At 68.9% G+C, this 17156-nt stretch carries 21 protein-coding genes; 10 read left to right on the top strand and 11 right to left on the bottom strand.

Going from position 1 to position 17156, the window contains the following annotated elements; genetic code table 11:
* Nucleotide 1 precedes the first annotated feature (1 nt).
* A complete protein-coding gene (locus OXR60_RS06420; protein ID WP_267394967.1) occupies nt 2–1063 on the top strand; it encodes a glycosyltransferase family 1 protein in 1062 nt (353 codons plus the stop codon).
* A gap of 220 nt (nt 1064–1283) precedes the next feature.
* Here the strand turns inward: OXR60_RS06420 and OXR60_RS06415 are convergent, their stop codons facing one another.
* On the bottom strand, nt 1284–2114 hold the full coding sequence (locus OXR60_RS06415) for an EF-hand domain-containing protein (protein ID WP_267394966.1): 831 nt from the start codon (nt 2112–2114) through the stop codon (nt 1284–1286).
* 125 nt (nt 2115–2239) lie between these two features.
* Complete coding sequence (locus tag OXR60_RS06410; RefSeq protein WP_267394965.1) at nt 2240–2725, bottom strand: hypothetical protein; 486 nt, start codon at nt 2723–2725, stop codon at nt 2240–2242.
* Nucleotides 2726–2985: 260 nt separating this feature from the next.
* Here OXR60_RS06410 and OXR60_RS06405 point away from each other — a divergent pair, with 260 nt between their 5' ends.
* From OXR60_RS06405 to OXR60_RS06395, 3 genes are all read left to right on the top strand, one after another.
* On the top strand, nt 2986–3249 hold the full coding sequence (locus OXR60_RS06405) for a hypothetical protein (protein WP_267394964.1): 264 nt from the start codon (nt 2986–2988) through the stop codon (nt 3247–3249).
* A gap of 102 nt (nt 3250–3351) precedes the next feature.
* A complete protein-coding gene (locus OXR60_RS06400) occupies nt 3352–4053 on the top strand; it encodes a response regulator (protein WP_267394963.1) in 702 nt (233 codons plus the stop codon).
* Complete coding sequence (locus OXR60_RS06395; RefSeq protein ID WP_267394962.1) at nt 4050–5405, top strand: HAMP domain-containing sensor histidine kinase; 1356 nt, start codon at nt 4050–4052, stop codon at nt 5403–5405. Before OXR60_RS06400 ends, OXR60_RS06395 begins: the two co-directional genes overlap by 4 nt.
* 52 nt (nt 5406–5457) lie before the next feature.
* Here the strand turns inward: OXR60_RS06395 and OXR60_RS06390 are convergent, their stop codons facing one another.
* The gene (locus OXR60_RS06390; RefSeq protein WP_267394961.1) at nt 5458–5640 is read right to left on the bottom strand and encodes a hypothetical protein; all 183 of its coding nucleotides are present in this window, start codon (nt 5638–5640) and stop codon (nt 5458–5460) included.
* Nucleotides 5641–5875: 235 nt separating this feature from the next.
* Nucleotides 5876–6352 carry a GreA/GreB family elongation factor gene (locus OXR60_RS06385; RefSeq protein WP_267394960.1) on the bottom strand — a complete coding sequence of 159 codons (477 nt, stop codon included), beginning with the start codon at nt 6350–6352 and terminating at the stop codon, nt 5876–5878.
* Between the two features lie 114 nt (nt 6353–6466).
* Between OXR60_RS06385 and OXR60_RS06380 the strand changes: the two genes are divergently transcribed.
* Complete coding sequence (locus OXR60_RS06380; protein WP_267394959.1) at nt 6467–6634, top strand: hypothetical protein; 168 nt, start codon at nt 6467–6469, stop codon at nt 6632–6634.
* Nucleotides 6635–6638: 4 nt separating this feature from the next.
* Here the strand turns inward: OXR60_RS06380 and OXR60_RS06375 are convergent, their stop codons facing one another.
* Nucleotides 6639–7928 carry an MFS transporter gene (locus tag OXR60_RS06375; protein WP_267394958.1) on the bottom strand — a complete coding sequence of 430 codons (1290 nt, stop codon included), beginning with the start codon at nt 7926–7928 and terminating at the stop codon, nt 6639–6641.
* 118 nt (nt 7929–8046) lie between these two features.
* Here OXR60_RS06375 and pgsA point away from each other — a divergent pair, with 118 nt between their 5' ends.
* From pgsA to OXR60_RS06360, 3 genes are read left to right on the top strand one after another with little or no spacing between them, the layout of a single operon-like run.
* A complete protein-coding gene (gene pgsA / locus OXR60_RS06370; protein WP_267394957.1) occupies nt 8047–8613 on the top strand; it encodes a CDP-diacylglycerol--glycerol-3-phosphate 3-phosphatidyltransferase in 567 nt (188 codons plus the stop codon).
* Between the two features lie 4 nt (nt 8614–8617).
* Complete coding sequence (moaD, locus tag OXR60_RS06365; RefSeq protein WP_267394956.1) at nt 8618–8875, top strand: molybdopterin converting factor subunit 1; 258 nt, start codon at nt 8618–8620, stop codon at nt 8873–8875.
* The gene (locus OXR60_RS06360; RefSeq protein ID WP_267394955.1) at nt 8872–9321 is read left to right on the top strand and encodes a molybdenum cofactor biosynthesis protein MoaE; all 450 of its coding nucleotides are present in this window, start codon (nt 8872–8874) and stop codon (nt 9319–9321) included. Before moaD ends, OXR60_RS06360 begins: the two co-directional genes overlap by 4 nt.
* 234 nt (nt 9322–9555) lie before the next feature.
* Here the strand turns inward: OXR60_RS06360 and OXR60_RS06355 are convergent, their stop codons facing one another.
* The 5 genes from OXR60_RS06355 to OXR60_RS06335 all read right to left on the bottom strand — a co-directional run bounded on the left by OXR60_RS06355 (nt 9556) and on the right by OXR60_RS06335 (nt 14712).
* Nucleotides 9556–10164, bottom strand: coding sequence for a fasciclin domain-containing protein (locus OXR60_RS06355; RefSeq protein WP_267394954.1), 609 nt, complete (start codon nt 10162–10164; stop codon nt 9556–9558).
* Between the two features lie 64 nt (nt 10165–10228).
* Complete coding sequence (locus OXR60_RS06350; RefSeq protein WP_267394953.1) at nt 10229–11131, bottom strand: hydrogen peroxide-inducible genes activator; 903 nt, start codon at nt 11129–11131, stop codon at nt 10229–10231.
* 294 nt (nt 11132–11425) lie between these two features.
* Complete coding sequence (gene ahpF / locus OXR60_RS06345) at nt 11426–13012, bottom strand: alkyl hydroperoxide reductase subunit F (protein ID WP_267394952.1); 1587 nt, start codon at nt 13010–13012, stop codon at nt 11426–11428.
* 193 nt (nt 13013–13205) lie between these two features.
* A complete protein-coding gene (gene ahpC / locus OXR60_RS06340; RefSeq protein WP_267394951.1) occupies nt 13206–13769 on the bottom strand; it encodes an alkyl hydroperoxide reductase subunit C in 564 nt (187 codons plus the stop codon).
* Nucleotides 13770–13938: 169 nt separating this feature from the next.
* Nucleotides 13939–14712: a sulfite exporter TauE/SafE family protein gene (locus OXR60_RS06335; RefSeq protein WP_267394950.1), complete on the bottom strand. Its 774-nt coding sequence runs from the start codon at nt 14710–14712 to the stop codon at nt 13939–13941.
* Nucleotides 14713–14921: 209 nt separating this feature from the next.
* On the opposite strand from OXR60_RS06335, the gene epsC reads away from it, so the two are divergent.
* Together epsC and OXR60_RS06325 are read left to right on the top strand one after the other, a co-directional pair.
* Nucleotides 14922–15608, top strand: a complete 687-nt coding sequence (gene epsC, locus OXR60_RS06330; RefSeq protein WP_267394949.1) for a serine O-acetyltransferase EpsC — start codon at nt 14922–14924, stop codon at nt 15606–15608.
* Nucleotides 15608–15949: a DUF2794 domain-containing protein gene (locus tag OXR60_RS06325; RefSeq protein ID WP_267394948.1), complete on the top strand. Its 342-nt coding sequence runs from the start codon at nt 15608–15610 to the stop codon at nt 15947–15949. The genes epsC and OXR60_RS06325 overlap by 1 nt, the downstream gene beginning before the upstream one ends.
* Here OXR60_RS06325 and OXR60_RS06320 read toward each other — a convergent pair.
* Nucleotides 15946–16983, bottom strand: coding sequence for a hypothetical protein (locus OXR60_RS06320; protein ID WP_267394947.1), 1038 nt, complete (start codon nt 16981–16983; stop codon nt 15946–15948). The two genes, OXR60_RS06325 and OXR60_RS06320, sit on opposite strands and share 4 nt — an antisense overlap.
* Nucleotides 16984–17156 lie beyond the last annotated feature (173 nt).

The following is a 17156-nucleotide window of genomic DNA, read 5'->3' as shown; positions in this document are numbered from 1 at the left end:
CATGCGGATCGCGATCGTCACCGACGCCTGGGCGCCCCAGGTCAACGGCGTGGTGCGGACGCTGACCGCGGTGAGCCGCGAGCTCATCGCGATGGGGCACCAGCTGCTGATCGTTTCGCCCGAGCAGTTCCGCTCGCTGCCATGCCCCAGCTATCCCGAAATCCGGCTGGCGCTGACCGGGCGGCGCGGGGTGGCGCGGTTGCTCGAGCCGTTCGCCGCCGACGCGGTCCATATTGCCACCGAGGGGCCGCTCGGCCTTGCCGCGCGGCGCTGGTGCCTGCGTCGCGGCCAGCGCTTCACCACCGCCTACCACACCCAGTTTCCCGCCTATGTCGCGGCGCGCACGGGAATCGATCCGGCCTGGCCGTGGCGCTATATCCGCTGGTTCCACCGCCCGTCGGAGGCGATCCTCAGCTCGACGCCGTCGGTGGACGCCGTGCTCGCCGGCCAGGGCCTCGGCCAGGCGCGGCGCTGGGGGCGCGGGGTAGATCTCGCGCTGTTCACGCCGGAAGGGGCGAGGGATGTGCAGATCCGCGGGCTGCCTGGGCCGGTGCAGCTCTATGTCGGCCGCGTCGCGGTCGAGAAGAACATCGAGCAGTTCCTCGCGGCGCGCCACCCGGGAAGCAAGGTGGTGGTGGGCGACGGCCCGGCCCGCGCCGAGCTCGCCGCGCGCTACCCGCAGGTGCATTTCCTCGGCGCACGGTTCGGCGAGGACCTTGCCGCCGCCTATCGCGCCGCCGACGTGCTGGTTTTCCCCAGCCGCACCGACACTTTCGGGCTGGTGATGATCGAAGCGCTGGCGTGCGGCACCCCGGTGGCGGCGCTACCCGCGATCGGCCCGCGCGATCTGCTCGATCCGGCGGTCGGCGCGATGCACGACGACCTCGATCGCGCGATTGCCGCGGCGCTGCGCCTCGATCGCGCGGCGTGCGCGGCCTATGGTGCCGGCTTCACCTGGGCGAACAGCGCCCGGCAGTTCCTCGGCAACCTCGCGCCGGGCATCCGCACGGCGCGGCCGGGCGGGGCAGGCACGTGGACGGGGAGCGCCGCGGCGTCGGCGTAGCGAGGGGCTGACGGCGATAAGCCCTAAGCCGCGGGTCACAGGCTGGCCCTACCCCGTCATCCCAGCGCAAGCTGGGATCTTTCTGGGGAGCGCCGCGAAGGAGCCGCAGAAGACCCCAGCTTGCGCTGGGGTGACGGCTTGGCAGCGTTGGTGAGTCGGGTGAGCCAGATGGCCGTGGAACGTTGCCGCTGGCGACCATCGTGAGGCTAACAGCGGCGGATCAGCCGCCTTCGCCGAAGCCGCCACCGCCGCCCATGCTGCCGCCGCCCATGCCACCACCACCCATGCCGCCGCCGCCACCCATGCCACCGCCGTGGCCGCCACCGTGACCACCATGGCCGCTTGGCCGGCCGCTGCCGCCACCGCCGCTCGGCCGGCTGCTGCGCCCGCTCGGGTGCGGCAGTTCGGCAAAGGTCAGGAAGCCGTCCTTGTCGCGATCGAGCGAGGCGAAGCGATGGTCGGCGGCATAGGCCCATTCGCTGGGATCGACACCGCGGTTGAGGTTGCGGTCGGCGGCCGAAACCGGCTCGGGCAGATCGAAATAGCTGTAGCGCGAGGCGCCGAGCTGGCCGGCGTCATAGGCGGGCGCCTTGCTGGTGCCGCCGTTGTCGGAGGGCGGCGCCTGGAAAGCACCGCCCTGGCCCGAGCGGACTTCGGGCGCCAGCGTGCTCTCGTAATAATCGATATCGTCGGGATCAATCTCGCCGTCGTGGTGACGATCGAGCACCGCGAAGAACCGCGTCGCATCGGCCTGGAATTCCGCCGGCGAGAGTTTGCCGTCATGGTTGGTGTCGGCGGCGTCGAACCATTGCCGCTCGGGATCACGCTGCGTCTCGCTGCCGTGAAACGGCTCGCCCATCGGGCTGATGAACACCCGGCCGTGGCCGCCGCCGCCTGGTCCACCAGGGCCGCCCGGCCCGCCGGGTCCACCCGGATGATGGCCGTGGCCGCCGTGTGCGTGATCGCCGGGGCGGGGGTGCGGCGTGGTCGCGCAGCCGGCGAGCATCAGCGCCACCAGCACGGCAGGCGCGAAACGAATGGAACGGCGCATGGACGAAACTCCCCCTGTGCCACGCCCGGCAGGCGCGACGGTCGATGGGAGCAAGCTCAACCAGCGCGATGTTGCCGCGATATGTCTGCGCGCGAAAATGCGGCTACCGCCGCCACGGTAACGGTTCAGGCGAGCCGGTCGAACACCAGGCCGCCATCGCCCGCGGTGCTGCCTGCGCCGTAAGCGGCGTGTCGCGTCAGGCTGGTGCGCAGCTTGTCGAGCGACTTGCTGAGCGCATCGAGCTGATCGCCGAAGCTGGGCGCGGTGCCGGTCGAGGCGGTCGGTGCCGCGGAGTCGCCGCCCGCAGCATCAGTCGACGTTGGGGCTGTCGCGCCGCCGGCGAGCAGTCGCTTGAGCTCGTCGGCCTGATCGGCGGTGATCGCATGGTCGCCGCGCTGCCGCGCCACCAATGCATCGATCCGCTGATCGATCGACCGGTGGGCGGCGCTGCGGCTCGCGTCCGAATCGATCGTCTTGTCGGCTGGCGCGGCCGCATCCTGCCCAGCCGCCGCCGCCGTGGCGGCCGCTTGCGCCGCAGCCTGCGCGGCTGCTTGCGCACCGTCGTCGGCGGTGACGCTGCGGATCACGGGAAGGGAGGAAATCGACGTCATGGTAAACTGCTTGGCCTTGGTTCCGACGATCTCGGCCGCACCCGATGGGCAGGAGAAGGTTAGCATCGAGTATATCCGATGCACTTTCCCGCCGACAAGGTCGCGCGACTCGCCAGCGGGCGCGATAGCCCGCGCATGTAGCCGCAATATTTCCGTGCGCGCCGCGCCGCTCGACACGATGTGAGCGGCGATGACACGGGCGCGACATACCGCTGCAACGGTCGATCGCCATGATGGCGGCGAACGACGAGGAATGACCGGTGGATCATCAGCAGCATCAACAAGCGCCGCGACCGGCACCCAGCGAATTCGCGCGCGCGTCGCGCCGCTCCGAACAGGAAGCGGTGCTCGCGATCAACGCCGTCAACCCGGTCGCGGCAGCCGCTCATGCCTCGCTGGCGGTGATGCACGCCACCCGCGCCTCGGGCGCGCTCGGCGGCTATCCGGCGCGGCGGAGCCCGCTCGGCGAGGCGGGCGTACAGTTGCGCCGCGCCTACCCACCGATCGGCCCCGCGATAGGATGACGGGCTGTGGCCGCAGGGCCACAGTCGGCGGCGTTCCGCGCCGCTGATATCTAGCGGCAACAAAGACTTGGCAAAGTTGCCGGCATGACGTTTCATCGCCCCATGGATACCACCGCTGCCATTCTGGTCGTTGACGACGATCGCGACATCCGCACCTTGCTGTCGGACAGCCTGCGCGATCGCGGCTATCGTCTGGAAACCGCGGCCAATACGCGCGAGATGGATGCGATCCTGGCGCGCGAGCGGATCGACGTGGTGCTGCTCGACATCATGATGCCGGGCGAGGACGGTATCTCCGCCTGCCAGCGAATCACCCGCGACAACGGCCCGGCGGTGATCCTGCTGAGCGCGCTCGGCGAGGAGCGGGACCGGATCGTCGGCCTCGAGGTCGGCGCGGGCCATTACCTCCCCAAGCCGTGCAGCGCCCGCGAGGTGCTCGCCACCGTCCGCGCCGCGTTGCGCAGCCGCAACCTTGCTAGCCCGGTGGCGCAGGTCCGCTTCGCGTTCGACGGCTGGCAGATGGACGTCGTCGCCCATGAGTTGTTCGATCCGCAGGGCGTGCTGGTGGCGCTGACCGATGGCGAGTTCGCGCTGCTGCGCGCGTTCGTCGAGCGGCCGCGCCGGGTGTTGTCGCGCGAATTGCTGCTCGAGGCGGCGCGCGGCCCCAATTCGGAGGCGTTCGACCGCGCCATCGACGTCCAGATCAGCCGCCTGCGCCGCAAGCTGCGCAGCCACGGCGACGACATCATCCGCACCATCCGCAACGAGGGCTATCTGTTCGTGCCCGCGGTCAGCCGCGCATGACGACCGCGTCCGGCAGCGCCTCGCGCACCTCGAAGCGTTGGGCGGGCACCCCGCTGTTCCTGCGCATCTTTTTGGTGATGCTCGCCAGCGTTGCGGCGGTGCAGCTGCTCAACTTCGCGCTGGTGGTCTATGTCGGGCCGCCGACGCCGCGGGTCTATTCGATGGCACAGGTCGTGGCGGCCTTGCGGCGCGGCCGCGACACCAGCGGCGAAATCCTGCTCTCGCAGGAAGAAAGCGTGCCGCGGCAGAATCCCGACCACGGGGTGCGCGCGCGCGCCGAGATCGCGGCGCAGATGGGCGTGCCCCTGGAGCAGGTCCGGGTGTCGTTCGGCGGTCCGCCGCCGATGATGGTGCGGACGCTGGGAATGGGGCGGATGGCGCCGATGATGCCGCGCGGCTCGCCCGACGCGCGCAGCCAGGTGCTGTTCGGCAGTTTCGAAGTGTCGGTGCAGCAGCCGGACGGTCATTGGCGGCTCGCGCGCGCCTCGCGCACGGGGCTGGAGAATTGGCGCTGGCGGGCGTTGCTCTGGCTGGTCGTGGCGATGCTGGTGGTGGCGCCCTTCGCCTGGGCGCTGGCGCGGCGGCTCGCCAAGCCGATCGCGATCTTCGCCGGCGCCGCCGAGCGGCTCGGCCGCGATCCGCGCGCGGCGCCGGTGCCGATCGACGGCCCTGCCGAGATCGCCGAGGCGGCGGCCGCGTTCAACCGGATGCAGGCGCGGCTCAACCGCTATGTCGAGGATCGCACGACGATGATGGCGGCGATCGCGCATGACCTGCGCACGCCGCTGATGCGCCTGGGCCTCCGCCTCGAGCGCGCGCCCGAGGCGATCCGCGCCGCAAGCGCCGCCGACATCCACGACATGCAGGTGATGATCACCGCCGGCCTCGCCTTCTTCCGCGATGCCACCCAGGCAGCAGACCGGCGCCGGCTCGACCTGCGCTCGCTGGTCGAGAGCGTCACCGACGATCTTACCGATCATGGCGAGAAGGTGGTGCTGCAGGATGGCGATGCGCTGGTGATGGAGGGCGATGCGACCGGGCTCAAGGCGCTGCTCTCCAACCTGATCGGCAACGCCCTTAAATATGCCGGCGATGCCGAGGTGACGCTGGCGCGGGTGGATGGCCATGCGGTGATCGAGGTGCGCGATCATGGCCCCGGCATCGACCCAGACGATCTAGAGCATGTGTTCGAGCCGTTCTTCCGTGGCGAGCGCTCGCGCAACCGCGATACCGGCGGCGTCGGCCTCGGCCTCGCCAGCGTCCGCGGCGTCGCCCGCGCCCATGGCGGCGATGCCACCATCATCAATCATCCCGACGGCGGCGCGCTGGCGACGGTGACGCTGCCGGTGTGAGGGGCGGGGGCGAGGCCGGTGCCTCGCCCCCGTCTGCCGCAAGGCCTTGGTCTCAGCCCAGCCGATCCGCGATGATCCAATGCCGGCTGATTGCGGTGCGCATCAGTTTGAGCCCGCAGCCACGGCAGCGCGCGCGCAGCACCCCGGGCTGGTCGCAGGGCTGGGGGCGGTTCGGCCGGTGACGGGCAACGCCACGCGTGCAGGCCGGCGAGAGGGCGTGGGAGGCGAGGTGCATCGGGAATCTCCTTGTCGCCCTCTGCTGCACCCGGCACGTTGCCCGCGAATGTCCGGCATGAGCCCCGGCAGGGCGCTGCGGAAATCTCGCCGCAACATGGCGCCGGCACCGTGGCGGTGTCGGTGATGTTCTCTCCCAATCATGACGCCATCGACATCGGGTGCTCCCCGGCACCCGGCAAACCTGAGCTACGGGACCCCCCGGGGGGAGTCCCGTAGCTCAGACCGATATGCGATCAGCCTTCGTCGATCGCCGCCACGGCGATCACCTCGATCGCATCGTCGCGTCCGTTGAACGGCAGCAGGTCGCCCGGCTCGGCCCCGAACAGCGCGCGCGCGAGCGGGGCGGAAAAGGCGATGCGGTCGCCGCGCGGGTCGGCCTCGTCATCGCCGACGATCGCGATGACGCGCTGCTTGCCCGTCAGGCGGATCGTCACCATCGCGCCGAAGCCGGCGCTGCCATCGGCGGGCGCGGGCGTCACCGCCGCGGTCGCGCGGCGCGTCTGCCAATAGCGCAGGTCACGGCGCAGCGGGTCCACCGCCTCCTTGTCGCCGGCGTCGGTCGCGGCGAGCCTTGCCTCGAGCTCGGCGATGCGCTCCTCGATGAGCTGCTGCCCGGCGCGCGTGACCAGATTGGGCCCGGCGGGGATTGGTAGCTCGAACTTGGGTTCGAGATGTTCCTCGTCGCTCTCGCGACGGAAGGCGACGCTCATCACTCATCCTCTGCCTGTTGCCCGCCCCCGCGGCTGTCCCGCGTGTGGACAGTCCCGATTCCGGGCATTTTAGATTCTGGTCGGAATCGTAAACGCGGCGTTAACGTTTTCGCCATGACCAGACGATTAGTTCTCACCAACGAAGCAGCGCGTCATCCTTTCCGGCAGAGCCTGCCGCCGGCGCCGCGGCTGCCGGCCCAGGTCGATCAGGATTCCGACTGGAAGCTGTTCATGCTCAGCTTCGGCGCCTTCTTCGTCTGCTTCTACATGCTGATCTTCTGACGCCTCAGTCGCAGGCGAGGTGCAGCCGCTGCGCGATCCACGCCGAGACGAGGCACATCGCCGCCACTAGGAACAGCATGTTGACCGGCGTTACCCCCAGCGCGCTGATCCCGAACACCGCGATCGAGCCGATCGTCATCGCCCCGGCGTTGACGACATTGTTGGCCGCCACCGTCCGCGCGGTCTGGTCCTTCTCCACCGTGGTGGTGAGGAAGGCGTAGAGCGGCACCACGAACATGCCGCCGGTGGTCGCGATCGCGAGCAGGGTGAGCATGATCGGGATCGCGCCCGACTGCGCGACGAACTCGGTCCAGTCGTAATAATGGCCCGCCGCCGCCGGGGTCCAATCGCGGCACAGGAACGAGAACAGCACCACGAACCCGCCCATCGCGATCACCGACGCCGGCGCGAAGCGCGCGCTGACGCGGCCCTTGAGCATCGAATTGATCACCACCGAGCCGATCGCGACACCGACCGAGAACACCGCGATCGCGCCGCTCGCCACCCGCTCGTCGGCCGAGAGCACGTTCTTCACCAGCGGCGGGAAGACGATGATCAGCACCGCGCCGATCGTCCAGAAGAAGCTGATCGCGCAGATCGCCAGGAACAGGCGCGGGATGTGCAGCGTCGCGTTGATCAGCCGCCACGAGGCGGTGAAGGGATTGTAGTTGAGCACCAGCCGCGGCCCCTCGCGCGGGGCAGGGGGCACCTGGCGGCCGACGAACCAGCCGAGGATGGCGATGGCGAGCACCAGCGCCGCCGCGCCCTCGATCGACACCCAGCCCGCCACCACCGTGCCGAGCAGGATCGCGAGATAGGTACCCGCCTCCACCAGCCCGGTGCCGCCGAGCACGTCGCATGGGCCGAGATGCTGGGGCAGGATGGCGTATTTGATCGGGCCGAAGAAGGTCGAATGGACGCCGAGGAACAGCACCGCGCCGAGCATCAGCCCGATGCCGACGCCGGGATAGCCCGCGCGCGCCACCATCAGCCCGGCCGCGCCGAGCAGCATGATCCCGATCTCGGCGGTCTTGACGATGCGGATGATCCGCGCCTTGTCGTGGCTGTCCGCCAATTGCCCGGCGAGCGCCGAGAGCAGGAAGAACGGCAGGATCGACAGGCCGGTGGCGAGCGCGTTGAAATTCGCCTCCATCCGCGGATCGTTGAAGATCGTGTAGGTGGCGAACAGCACCATCGAGGTCTTGAACAGATTGTCGTTGAACGCGCCCAGGAATTGCGTCGTGAACAGGGGCAGGAAGCGGCGTTGCTTCAGCAACCCCAACGCATTCAGCATAACAACGCACGGCCTTGGATCGTGGCAACGAGGGCGGCAGGCATAGCCCAGCGCGCGGGGCGGTGCCAACGCTAATCCCGGCTACCCCCCGGCGCCATCGCAGGGTAGGAGGGGGGCGATGCTGACCCTGCCCAACCTGCTGACGCTGTCGCGGATCGTCGCCCTGCCGCTGCTCGTCGGGCTGCTGTGGTGGCCGCGCTGGGAGGCGGGCTTCGGCCTGGCCTTCGTGCTCTACTGCCTGATGGGCATCACCGATTATTTCGACGGCTATCTCGCCCGCACCCAGGGCACCGTCTCCAAGCTCGGCGTGTTCCTCGATCCGATCGCCGACAAGATCATGGTCGCCGCGGTGATCCTGATGCTGGTCGGCACCCGGCATGACGATCAGGCGCTGATCACCGGCATCCACCTGATCGCCGCGCTGATCATCCTGCTGCGCGAGATCGCCGTCTCGGGCCTGCGCGAATTCCTCGCCGGGCTGCAGGTGTCGCTGCCGGTGTCGCAGCTCGCCAAGTGGAAGACGACGCTGCAGCTCGTCGCCTTCGGTGCGCTGATCCTCGCTGGGGCGCTGCCCGCTTTGTGGTGGATCAAGTCGGTCGGGCTCGCCTGCCTGTGGGCGGCGGCGGTGCTGACGCTCGTCACCGGCTGGGACTATCTGCGCGTCGGCCTCAGGCACATGGACTGATCCGGTGGCGATCCAGATGCTGTATTTCGCCTGGGTGCGCGAGCGCATGGGCCGTGCCGAGGAGGTGATCGACCCGCCCGCCACCGTCGCCACCGTCGGCGCACTGGTCGACTGGCTGGCGGCGCGCCACGGCGACGATGCCGCCGCGCTCGCCGATCGCGGCCGGCTGCGCGCCGCGGTCGATCAGCAGTTCGTCGGGCTCGAGGCGAGCATCGCCGGCGCCCGCGAGATCGCCCTGTTCCCGCCGGTGACCGGCGGATGAACGCGGCGCCGATCCGGGTGGCGGTGCAGCGCGAGGGCATCGATCTGGCCGCCGAGACCCTGCTGATCGAGGCCACCGACGCCGGCGCGATCGCGACCTTCACCGGCCTGGTCCGCGCCGACGACGGCGTCGCGACGCTCGAGCTCGAACATTATCCCGGTGCCACCGAGGCCGCGCTGCGCCAGGTCGCCGAAGGCGCCGTCGCACGCTGGTCGCTGGCGGCGGTGACCATCGTCCACCGTGTCGGGCCGATGCAGCCCGGCGAGCGCATCGTCTTCGTCGCCGCCGCCGCCGCGCACCGCGGCGCCGCGCTCGAGGCCTGCGCCTATCTGATCGACCGGCTCAAGACCGACGCGCCCTTCTGGAAACGCGAGACCCGCGGCGACACCGCGACCTGGGTAGAACCCCGCGACACCGACCACGCCGCGGCGGCGCGCTGGGAATAGGGCGCTGCCTTCTTCCCGCCGTCATGCTGAACGCGTGTCGGCATCCATCGCCAGCGCTAGGCGCTAGGCACACCCGGACCATGGATCACCGTCGCCGTCGCCCCAGCGCAAGCTGGCGTCTTTTGCGGCGCCGGGCAGCCCGGCCCCACAAAGATCCCAGCCTTCGCTGGGATGACGATGGCGGGGGTTGCAGGCCGGATGAACCGCTTCCCCGCAGATCGGCTGCCCACCTCGTCAGGGCAGCGTCGGCACCAGCACGCCGTTGACGATATGGATCACGCCATTGGCCTGGGCGAGGTCGCCCACCTCCACATAGCTGCGATTGCCGGTGACGCTGGTGAGCGTGATCACCTGGCCGGTCAGCGTCGCGGTGATCGGCTGGCCGGCGAGCGTGGTCAGCGTCGTGGTGCCGCCGCCCGCGGCGATGCGCGCCATCAGGTCCTGCGCGCTGAGCCGCCCGGCGACGAGATGATAGCGCAGCAGCGCGATCAGCGCGGGGCGGTTGGCGGGCTGCATCAGCCGTTCGAGTACCCCGGGGCCGAACCGCCCGAACGCCGGGTTTGACGGCGCGAACAGCGTCACCGGGGTCGATCCCGACAGGGTCGCGCCAAGCCCGGCGGCGCGGATCGCGCCTGACAGGGTCGCGAGGCTCGGCGCGATCGCGACATTGGCGAGGATCGTCGCATCGGGCAGCATCCGCTCGGCATCGTCGGCGGGCGAGCCCGCGGGGGTGGCCGCCGGCAGCGACCGCGGCGCGGGTGAGGGCGGCGCGTCGCCGGGCGCTACGCACCCCGCCAGCGACAAGGTGGCGGCGACAATCCCGAGGCGCGACAATGACTTCAAACGGTTGACCTTCCTTATCCAAGGTTGACGACGCGTGGCAGACCTAATGGTTTCCCCCGCGGGTTCAATGCGCCTCGGCGAGCACATCGGCGAGCAGCTGGAAATCGCGCTCTCGCGGCGACGCGCGCCGCCACACCAGCGCGATCCGGCGCACCGCATTGTCCGCATCGAGCGGCCGCGCGACGATGCCGGTATGCTCGAGAATGCCGGCATCGATCGCCATCTCCGGCAGCATCGTCATGCCAAGGCCATTGTCGACCATCTGGACGATGGTGTGGAGCGAGGTGCCGAGCATCGTCGCCTCGGCGCGCAGCTCGGGGCGGTTGCACGCGCCGAGCGCATGATCCTTGAGACAATGGCCGTCCTCGAGCAGCAGCAGCCGCGTCTCGTCGATCAGGTCGGCGGACACGCGCGGCGGGTCGCTCGGCATGTCCTGCGGCTGGAAGGCGACGAACAATCGGTCGTCGAACAACACCTGCGACGCGACCTCGCCGCAGGCATAGGGCAGCGCGAGCAGCACGCAATCGGTGCGGCCGTTGTGCAGCCCCTCGCAGGCGGCGCCACTCGGCTCCTCGCGCAGGAACAGCTTGAGATCGGGATAGTCGCGCCGCAGCCGCGGCAGGATGCGCGGCAGCATGAACGGCGCAATGGTGGGGATCACGCTCATCCGCATCTCGCCCGACAGCGGCCGGCCGGCGGCGCGCGCCAGATCGCCCAGTTCCTCCGCCTCGCGCAACACCCGCCGGGCCTTTTCGGCGATCCGCTCGCCGAGCGGGGTAAAGCGCACCACGCGGCGGGTCCGCTCGACCAGCACGACGCCGATCAGCGTCTCCAGCTCGCGCAGGCCGGCCGATAGCGTGGATTGGGTGACGAAACACGCCTCAGCCGCGCGACCGAAATGCCCATGGTCGCGCAGCGCCACCAGATATTGCAGCTGCTTGAGGGTCGGGAGATAGGTCTGCGCCATTGATCGTTCCTGTCGATGGTAGGGCGCGCAGTAACGGATCCGGGCGATTAGGCTAGCCCGGTTGGTCACGACCGGTGTGGCAGGCTCGTTCGCGAAAAGAGCAGACGGCTCCTTCCGTCGTCATCCTGCACTTGTTTCAGGACGAAGAAGGAATGGGCGGCTTGTCCCGCCCAGTCGTCACCCCAGCGAAGGCTAAGGTCTCGAGCCACAAGGGCAATGCAAGAGCCGCTGGTCACCCCGGCTTGCGCCGGGGTGACGATCATCTGCGTGTAGAAGTAAGAGCAGCAGCGCCGCTTACGCCGCCTCTTCCCAGTCCCGCGTCTCTTCCGCCGGCAACCGGATCAGATAATCGAACGCCGACAGCGCCGCCTTTGAGCCTTCGCCCATCGCGATCACGATCTGCTTGAACGGCACCGTGGTCACGTCCCCCGCCGCGAAGATCCCCGGCTGCGAGGTGTGGCCGCGATGATCGATCTCGATCTCGCCGCGCGGCGACAGCGCGATCGCGTCCTTCAGCCACTCGGTGTTCGGCACCAGCCCGATCTGGACGAAGATCCCCTCGAGCTCCACCTCATGCGCGGTGTCGTGGTTGCGGTCCTTGTAGGCGAGCCCGATCACCTTGTTGCCATCGCCATGTACCGCGGTGGTCAGTGCCGAGGTGATGATCTTGACGTTTGGCAGCGAGGCGAGCTTGCGCTGGAGCACCGCGTCGGCGCGCAGCTCGCTGTCATATTCGATCAGCGTCACGTGCGCGACGATGCCGGCGAGGTCGATCGCCGCCTCGACGCCCGAATTGCCGCCGCCGATCACCGCGACGCGCTTGCCCTTGTACAAGGGGCCATCGCAATGCGGGCAATAGGCGACGCCCTTGTTCTTATACTCGGCTTCGCCGGGCACGTTCATCTCGCGCCAGCGCGCGCCGGTGGAGAGGATCACGGTCTTCGCCTTGAGCGAGGCGCCATTCTCCAGCCGGATCTCGTGCAGCCCGCCTTCCGTGGCCGCCGGGATCAGCTTCTCGGCGCGTTGGAGGTTCATGATGTCGACCTCATAGTCGCGCACGTGGCGATCGAGCTCGGCGGCGAGCTTGGGGCCTTCGGTGTGCGGCACCGAGATGAAGTTCTCGATCGCCATCGTGTCGAGCACCTGGCCGCCGAACCGCTCGGCGGCGATGCCGGTGCGGATGCCCTTGCGCGCGGTGTAGATCGCCGCCGCGGCGCCGGCCGGGCCGCCACCGACGACGAGCACGTCGAACGCCTCCTTGGTGGCGATCTTCGCCGCCGCCTTGGCCACCGCGCCGGTGTCGAGCTTGGCGACGATCTGCTCGAGCTCCATCCGGCCCTGGCCGAATGTCTCGCCGTTGAGGAAGATGGTCGGCACCGCCATCACCTTGCGCTCGGTGACCTCGTCCTGGAACAGCGCGCCGTCGATTGACGTATGGGTGATGCCGGGGTTGAGCACCGCCATCAGGTTGAGTGCCTGGACCACGTCCGGGCAGTTCTGGCACGACTGGGAGAAATAGGTTTCGAAGACATATTCGCCCTCCAGCCCGCGCACCTGATCGAGCAGTTCCTGCGCCGCCTTTGACGGGTGGCCGCCGACCTGGAGCAGCGCCAGCACCAGGCTGGTGAACTCATGGCCCATCGGCAGCCCAGCAAAGCGCACGCCGATGTCGGTGCCGACGCGACGGATCATGAAGCTGGGGGTGCGGCGATCCTGGCCGGCGACGACCGCCACCTTGTCGGACAGGATGGCGATCTCGTTCAGCAGCTCGCCCATCTGGCGCGACTTGGCGTCATCACCCAGGCTGGCGACGAGCTCGATCGGCTCGCGGATGTTGACCAGATAGGCCTTGAGCTGCTGCGTCAGATTGGCGTCGAGCATGGGTAATCCTTGCAATGGCCGCGGGCGTCCACCGCGCGTTCGCGCTGAGCCCGTCGAGGGGCTTGGCCGGACGCGGTGAGCCCGCGGTGAATGCCCTTCGACAAGCGGAGGGCGAACGGACGTCGGGAAGCAAACGGCCCGGGACGGATGGTCCGCCCCGGGCCGCTTGAGGCTCCCGAAGGGGCGGTGGTGGTTAGATCTTGCCGACGAGATCGAGGCTCGGTGCCAGCGTCTCTTCGCCTTCTTCCCACTTGGCGGGGCAGACCTCGCCCGGGTGCGCTGCAATATATTGCGCGGCCTTGATCTTGCGCAGCAGTTCGGCGGCGTTGCGGCCGACGCCTTCCGAGGTGATCTCGATGAGCTGGATCACGCCCTCGGGATCGACCACGAAGGTGCCGCGATCAGCCAGCCCCTGGCCTTCGCGCAGGATCTGGAAGTTGTTGCTGATCACATGGTTCTGGTCGCCCAGCATGTAATAGTTGATCTTGCCGATCGCCGGCGAGCTGTCATGCCACGCCTTGTGGCTGAAATGGGTATCCGTCGACACCGAATAGACCTCGACGCCCATCTTCTGCAGCGTCGGGTAGACGTCGGCGAGATCTTCCAGCTCGGTCGGGCAGACGAAGGTGAAGTCGGCCGGGTAGAAGAAGAACACCGCCCACTTGCCGGCGACGTCGGTGTCGCTGACGGAGACGAACTTGCCTTCCTTATAGGCCTGGGTGGTGAACGGCTTCAGCTGGCTGCCGATGAGGGTCATGGAATTCTCCGTGGAAAGGGTGCGACGGAGATATAGGGTGTTATGCTGCGGTGCGGAAATTTAGATGCTGCATCGCGTCAATCGATAGAGTCGATCAATCGTATCCGGGTGATCGACGGAAGCGCTGAAAGGCCTCAAAGCCAGCGCGATATGCGCGACCTTAGCGAAGTTAGCGCGACAGCACGGTGTAGATCGACCAGGCGCTGGTGAGCGTCAGCAGCACGCCGACCATCGCCATCAGCGGCCGGGTCGGGATCCGCTTGGCGAGCACGCCGCCGAACGGTGCGGCCAGCAGCCCGCCGATCAGCAGCCCGACGGTCTGCAGCGTGAACGCCGCCAAGCCGAGCTGGACGAAGAAGGTCGCCGAGGCGGTCGCGGTGAGGAAGAACTCGGCGGTGTTGACGGTGCCGATGGTGTGGCGCGGGGTCGCGCCCTGGACGAGCAGGTTGGAGGTGACCACCGGCCCCCAGCCGCCGCCGCCCGCGGCATCGAGGAAGCCGCCGACCAGCCCGAGCGGCTCGATCACCTTGGGGCTCTTGGGCTCGACCACCCCGCGCCAGGCGCGGAACAGCAGGTAGACGCCGATGCAGGCGAGATAGGCCATCACGAACGGCCGCGCCACCGAGGCATCGATCTTGGAGAGCAGGGTCGCGCCGAGCACCGCGCCGATCATCCCGGGGATGACGAGCCGCCGGAACAGCTTCCAGTCGACGTTCTTGTGCGCGACGTGGCTGATCCCCGAGGCGGCGGTGGTGAAGGTCTCCACCGCATGGACGCTCGCCGATGCGAGGGCCGGCGGCAGCCCCATCACCGTCACCAGCAGCGTCGAGTTGATCACGCCGAACGCCATGCCGAGCGCGCCGTCGACCACCTGGGCGGCAAAGCCGATGGCGATGAACGGCCACAGATGCGCCCAGTCAACGGCGGCCAAGAACTCGAACATCGGCAGCATTCTCCGGATGATGTCACGGGCCGGTCAGCGGCCGAGGGCCGATGGATGCACGTTAACGGCAATCCCGACAACATAGCTGGGGTTTGTGCGGCGAAAGTAGCACGGCGGCGGGCATGGCATTGCCGCCGAACTGTCCCTAAATAGCGGCGCAGGAACGCGGCCGGTAACGCCAATCGGGGGCCGGAACGGGGAAGCGAGCGATGATCGGACGGCTGGTAGCATATCTCGATTCGATCAAGGCGCGCGATCCGGCGCCGCGGTCGCGTTGGGAGATCATGCTTTATCCCGGTGTCTGGGCGCTCGGCTTCCACAAGGTGGCGCACCGCCTGTTCCGCGCCCGCCTGTTCTTCCTCGCCCGGCTGGTCAACCACATCTCGCGCTTCCTCACCGCGATCGACATCCATCCCGGTGCGACGATCGGCCACCGCTTCTTCATCGATCATGGCTTCACCGTGATCGGCGAGACTGCACACATCGGCAATGACGTGACCATCTATCAGTGCGTGACGCTGGGCGGCACCAGCCCGGACAATGGCGTCGCCGGCAAGCGCCACCCGACGCTGTCCGATGGCGTGATCATCGGCTCGGGCGCGCAGGTGCTGGGGCCGATCACGGTGGGGCCGCGCGCGCGGGTCGGTGCTAACGCGGTGGTGACGCGCGACGTACCCGATGGCGCGGTGATGGTCGGCATCCCCGCGCGCGCGACGATGGTGGAGGGCGGTGCGGTGCCGTCACGCTTCGTCCCCTATGGCACGCCGTGCAGCGATATGTTTGATCCGCAGACCCAGAAGATGGAGATCATGCGCTGCGAGCTGGAGACGATGCGCAAGCGGCTCGACGCGTTGCTCGCCGAGAGCGCGCCTGCACAGGACCGTGACCGCGCCTGATGGGTAGCGTCACCCCGTTTCCGCAGGTCGGTCGGCCCAGCCAGATCGGCTTCGAGCGGCTCGAGCTCAACCGCATCCTCGATCTCTACGGCCGGATGGTCGCCGCCGGGCATTGGCGCGACTATGCGATGGACCTCGGTCGCGACGCGGCGGTGTTCGCCGCCTTCCGCCGCGCCGCCGAGCGCCCCGAGTTCCGCATCGAAAAGCGCCCCGCCTTGCGCAACAAGCAGGGCATGTGGGCGCTGATCGGCGAGCATGGCGCGGTGATCAAGCGGGGCCATGAGCTCGGCCCGGTGCTCGCGCCCGTCGAGCGCCGGCTGATGAAGCTGGTGGAAGACTAGACGGCGGTTGCCGGGGTCATCTGCACCGGTGGCAGCCGGGTGGCGAGCGCGCCGAGCGTGCCCACCACCAACTTGCGCATCGGGTGCCAGAAGGCCGACAGGCTGAGCAGCGCCGAGCCGATCACCAAGGCGGTGAAGGCGGCGCTGAGCTCGATCGCGCCCGCGCTGCGGAACAGCGCGTACATGGCGTAGAGCACGTAGACGAGGCTCGACACCAGCAGCGCGCGCCGATCGACCGCGAGCGCGATGAACGCGAACAGCAGGTAGAGCGCGAGCACCACCAGCGCAGTGGCGATGCCGATGTCGTTGCCGAACACCCCCAGCGTCTGGAAGATCGGGTGCGCGATCATCGGCGCGGCGGCGAGATGCAGCCAGAAGGCGACGTCGGCGCGGCGGGTCTGGCGCTGCGGATCGGACATGTCCCAGCGCATCGCGACCGCAAAGACGATCAGCCCACCGATCAGCAGCAACGGCCAGGTGAAGCGATCGATCGTCGGCCAGGCCGCATGAGCAAGGCCGATCGCGACCCCGACGGCGGCAACCGCGCCGGCGGCGACGGTGATCGGCACCATGAACCGGCGCCAGTGGATGTAGGCGGCGATCACGCCGAGCAGCGCCGCCCCGGCCGCGACCAGGCTGCCGGCGGCGGTGGACAGCGAATGATCGGCGAGCGTCGCCACCGTGAACGGAAGCGAGACCACGCCGCCGACGAAGGCGAGCAGCAGCAGGATGCTGGGCAGCGCCATCCGCCGCCGCGTGGTGAAATATTCGGCGAGCAACCAGGCCGCGCCGGCGACCAGCACGCCTGCCAGCGGCCGCGCGATCGAGCTGCCGATCTGGCCGAGCGCGAGCAGCAGCAGCACCACCGCGATCGAGACGAAGATGTCGTTGAACCCGGTGAGCAGGCGGAAATGCTCCTCGTCCACCGCCGGCGCAGCCTGTGTCGCCGCTACATGCTGGCGGAAAGCGGCGGCTGCCTGTGGCGACAGCACCCCCGCGGTCACGGCGCCATCGATGTCGCTTTCGCTGTACATGCGGTTCCCTCCCTGTTTGCGTCGCGATACCATAAGTGAATTACTCGAGCAATACACCCGGGTTTGGTGATAACGCCGAATCGCGGCTGAGCACTGCCACCGGCCGTCACCCCATCGCGGGCTGGGGCCTCAAGCGCCTCTCGTCCAACGCCAACCGCGAAAGATCCCAGCGT

This window comes from Sphingomonas sp. GC_Shp_5 (genome assembly GCF_026540855.1).
GTDB lineage: Bacteria > Pseudomonadota > Alphaproteobacteria > Sphingomonadales > Sphingomonadaceae > Sphingomonas.
The sequence above is the reverse complement of the archived record's forward strand: the minus strand, read 5'-3'. Positions and strand labels throughout refer to the sequence as shown.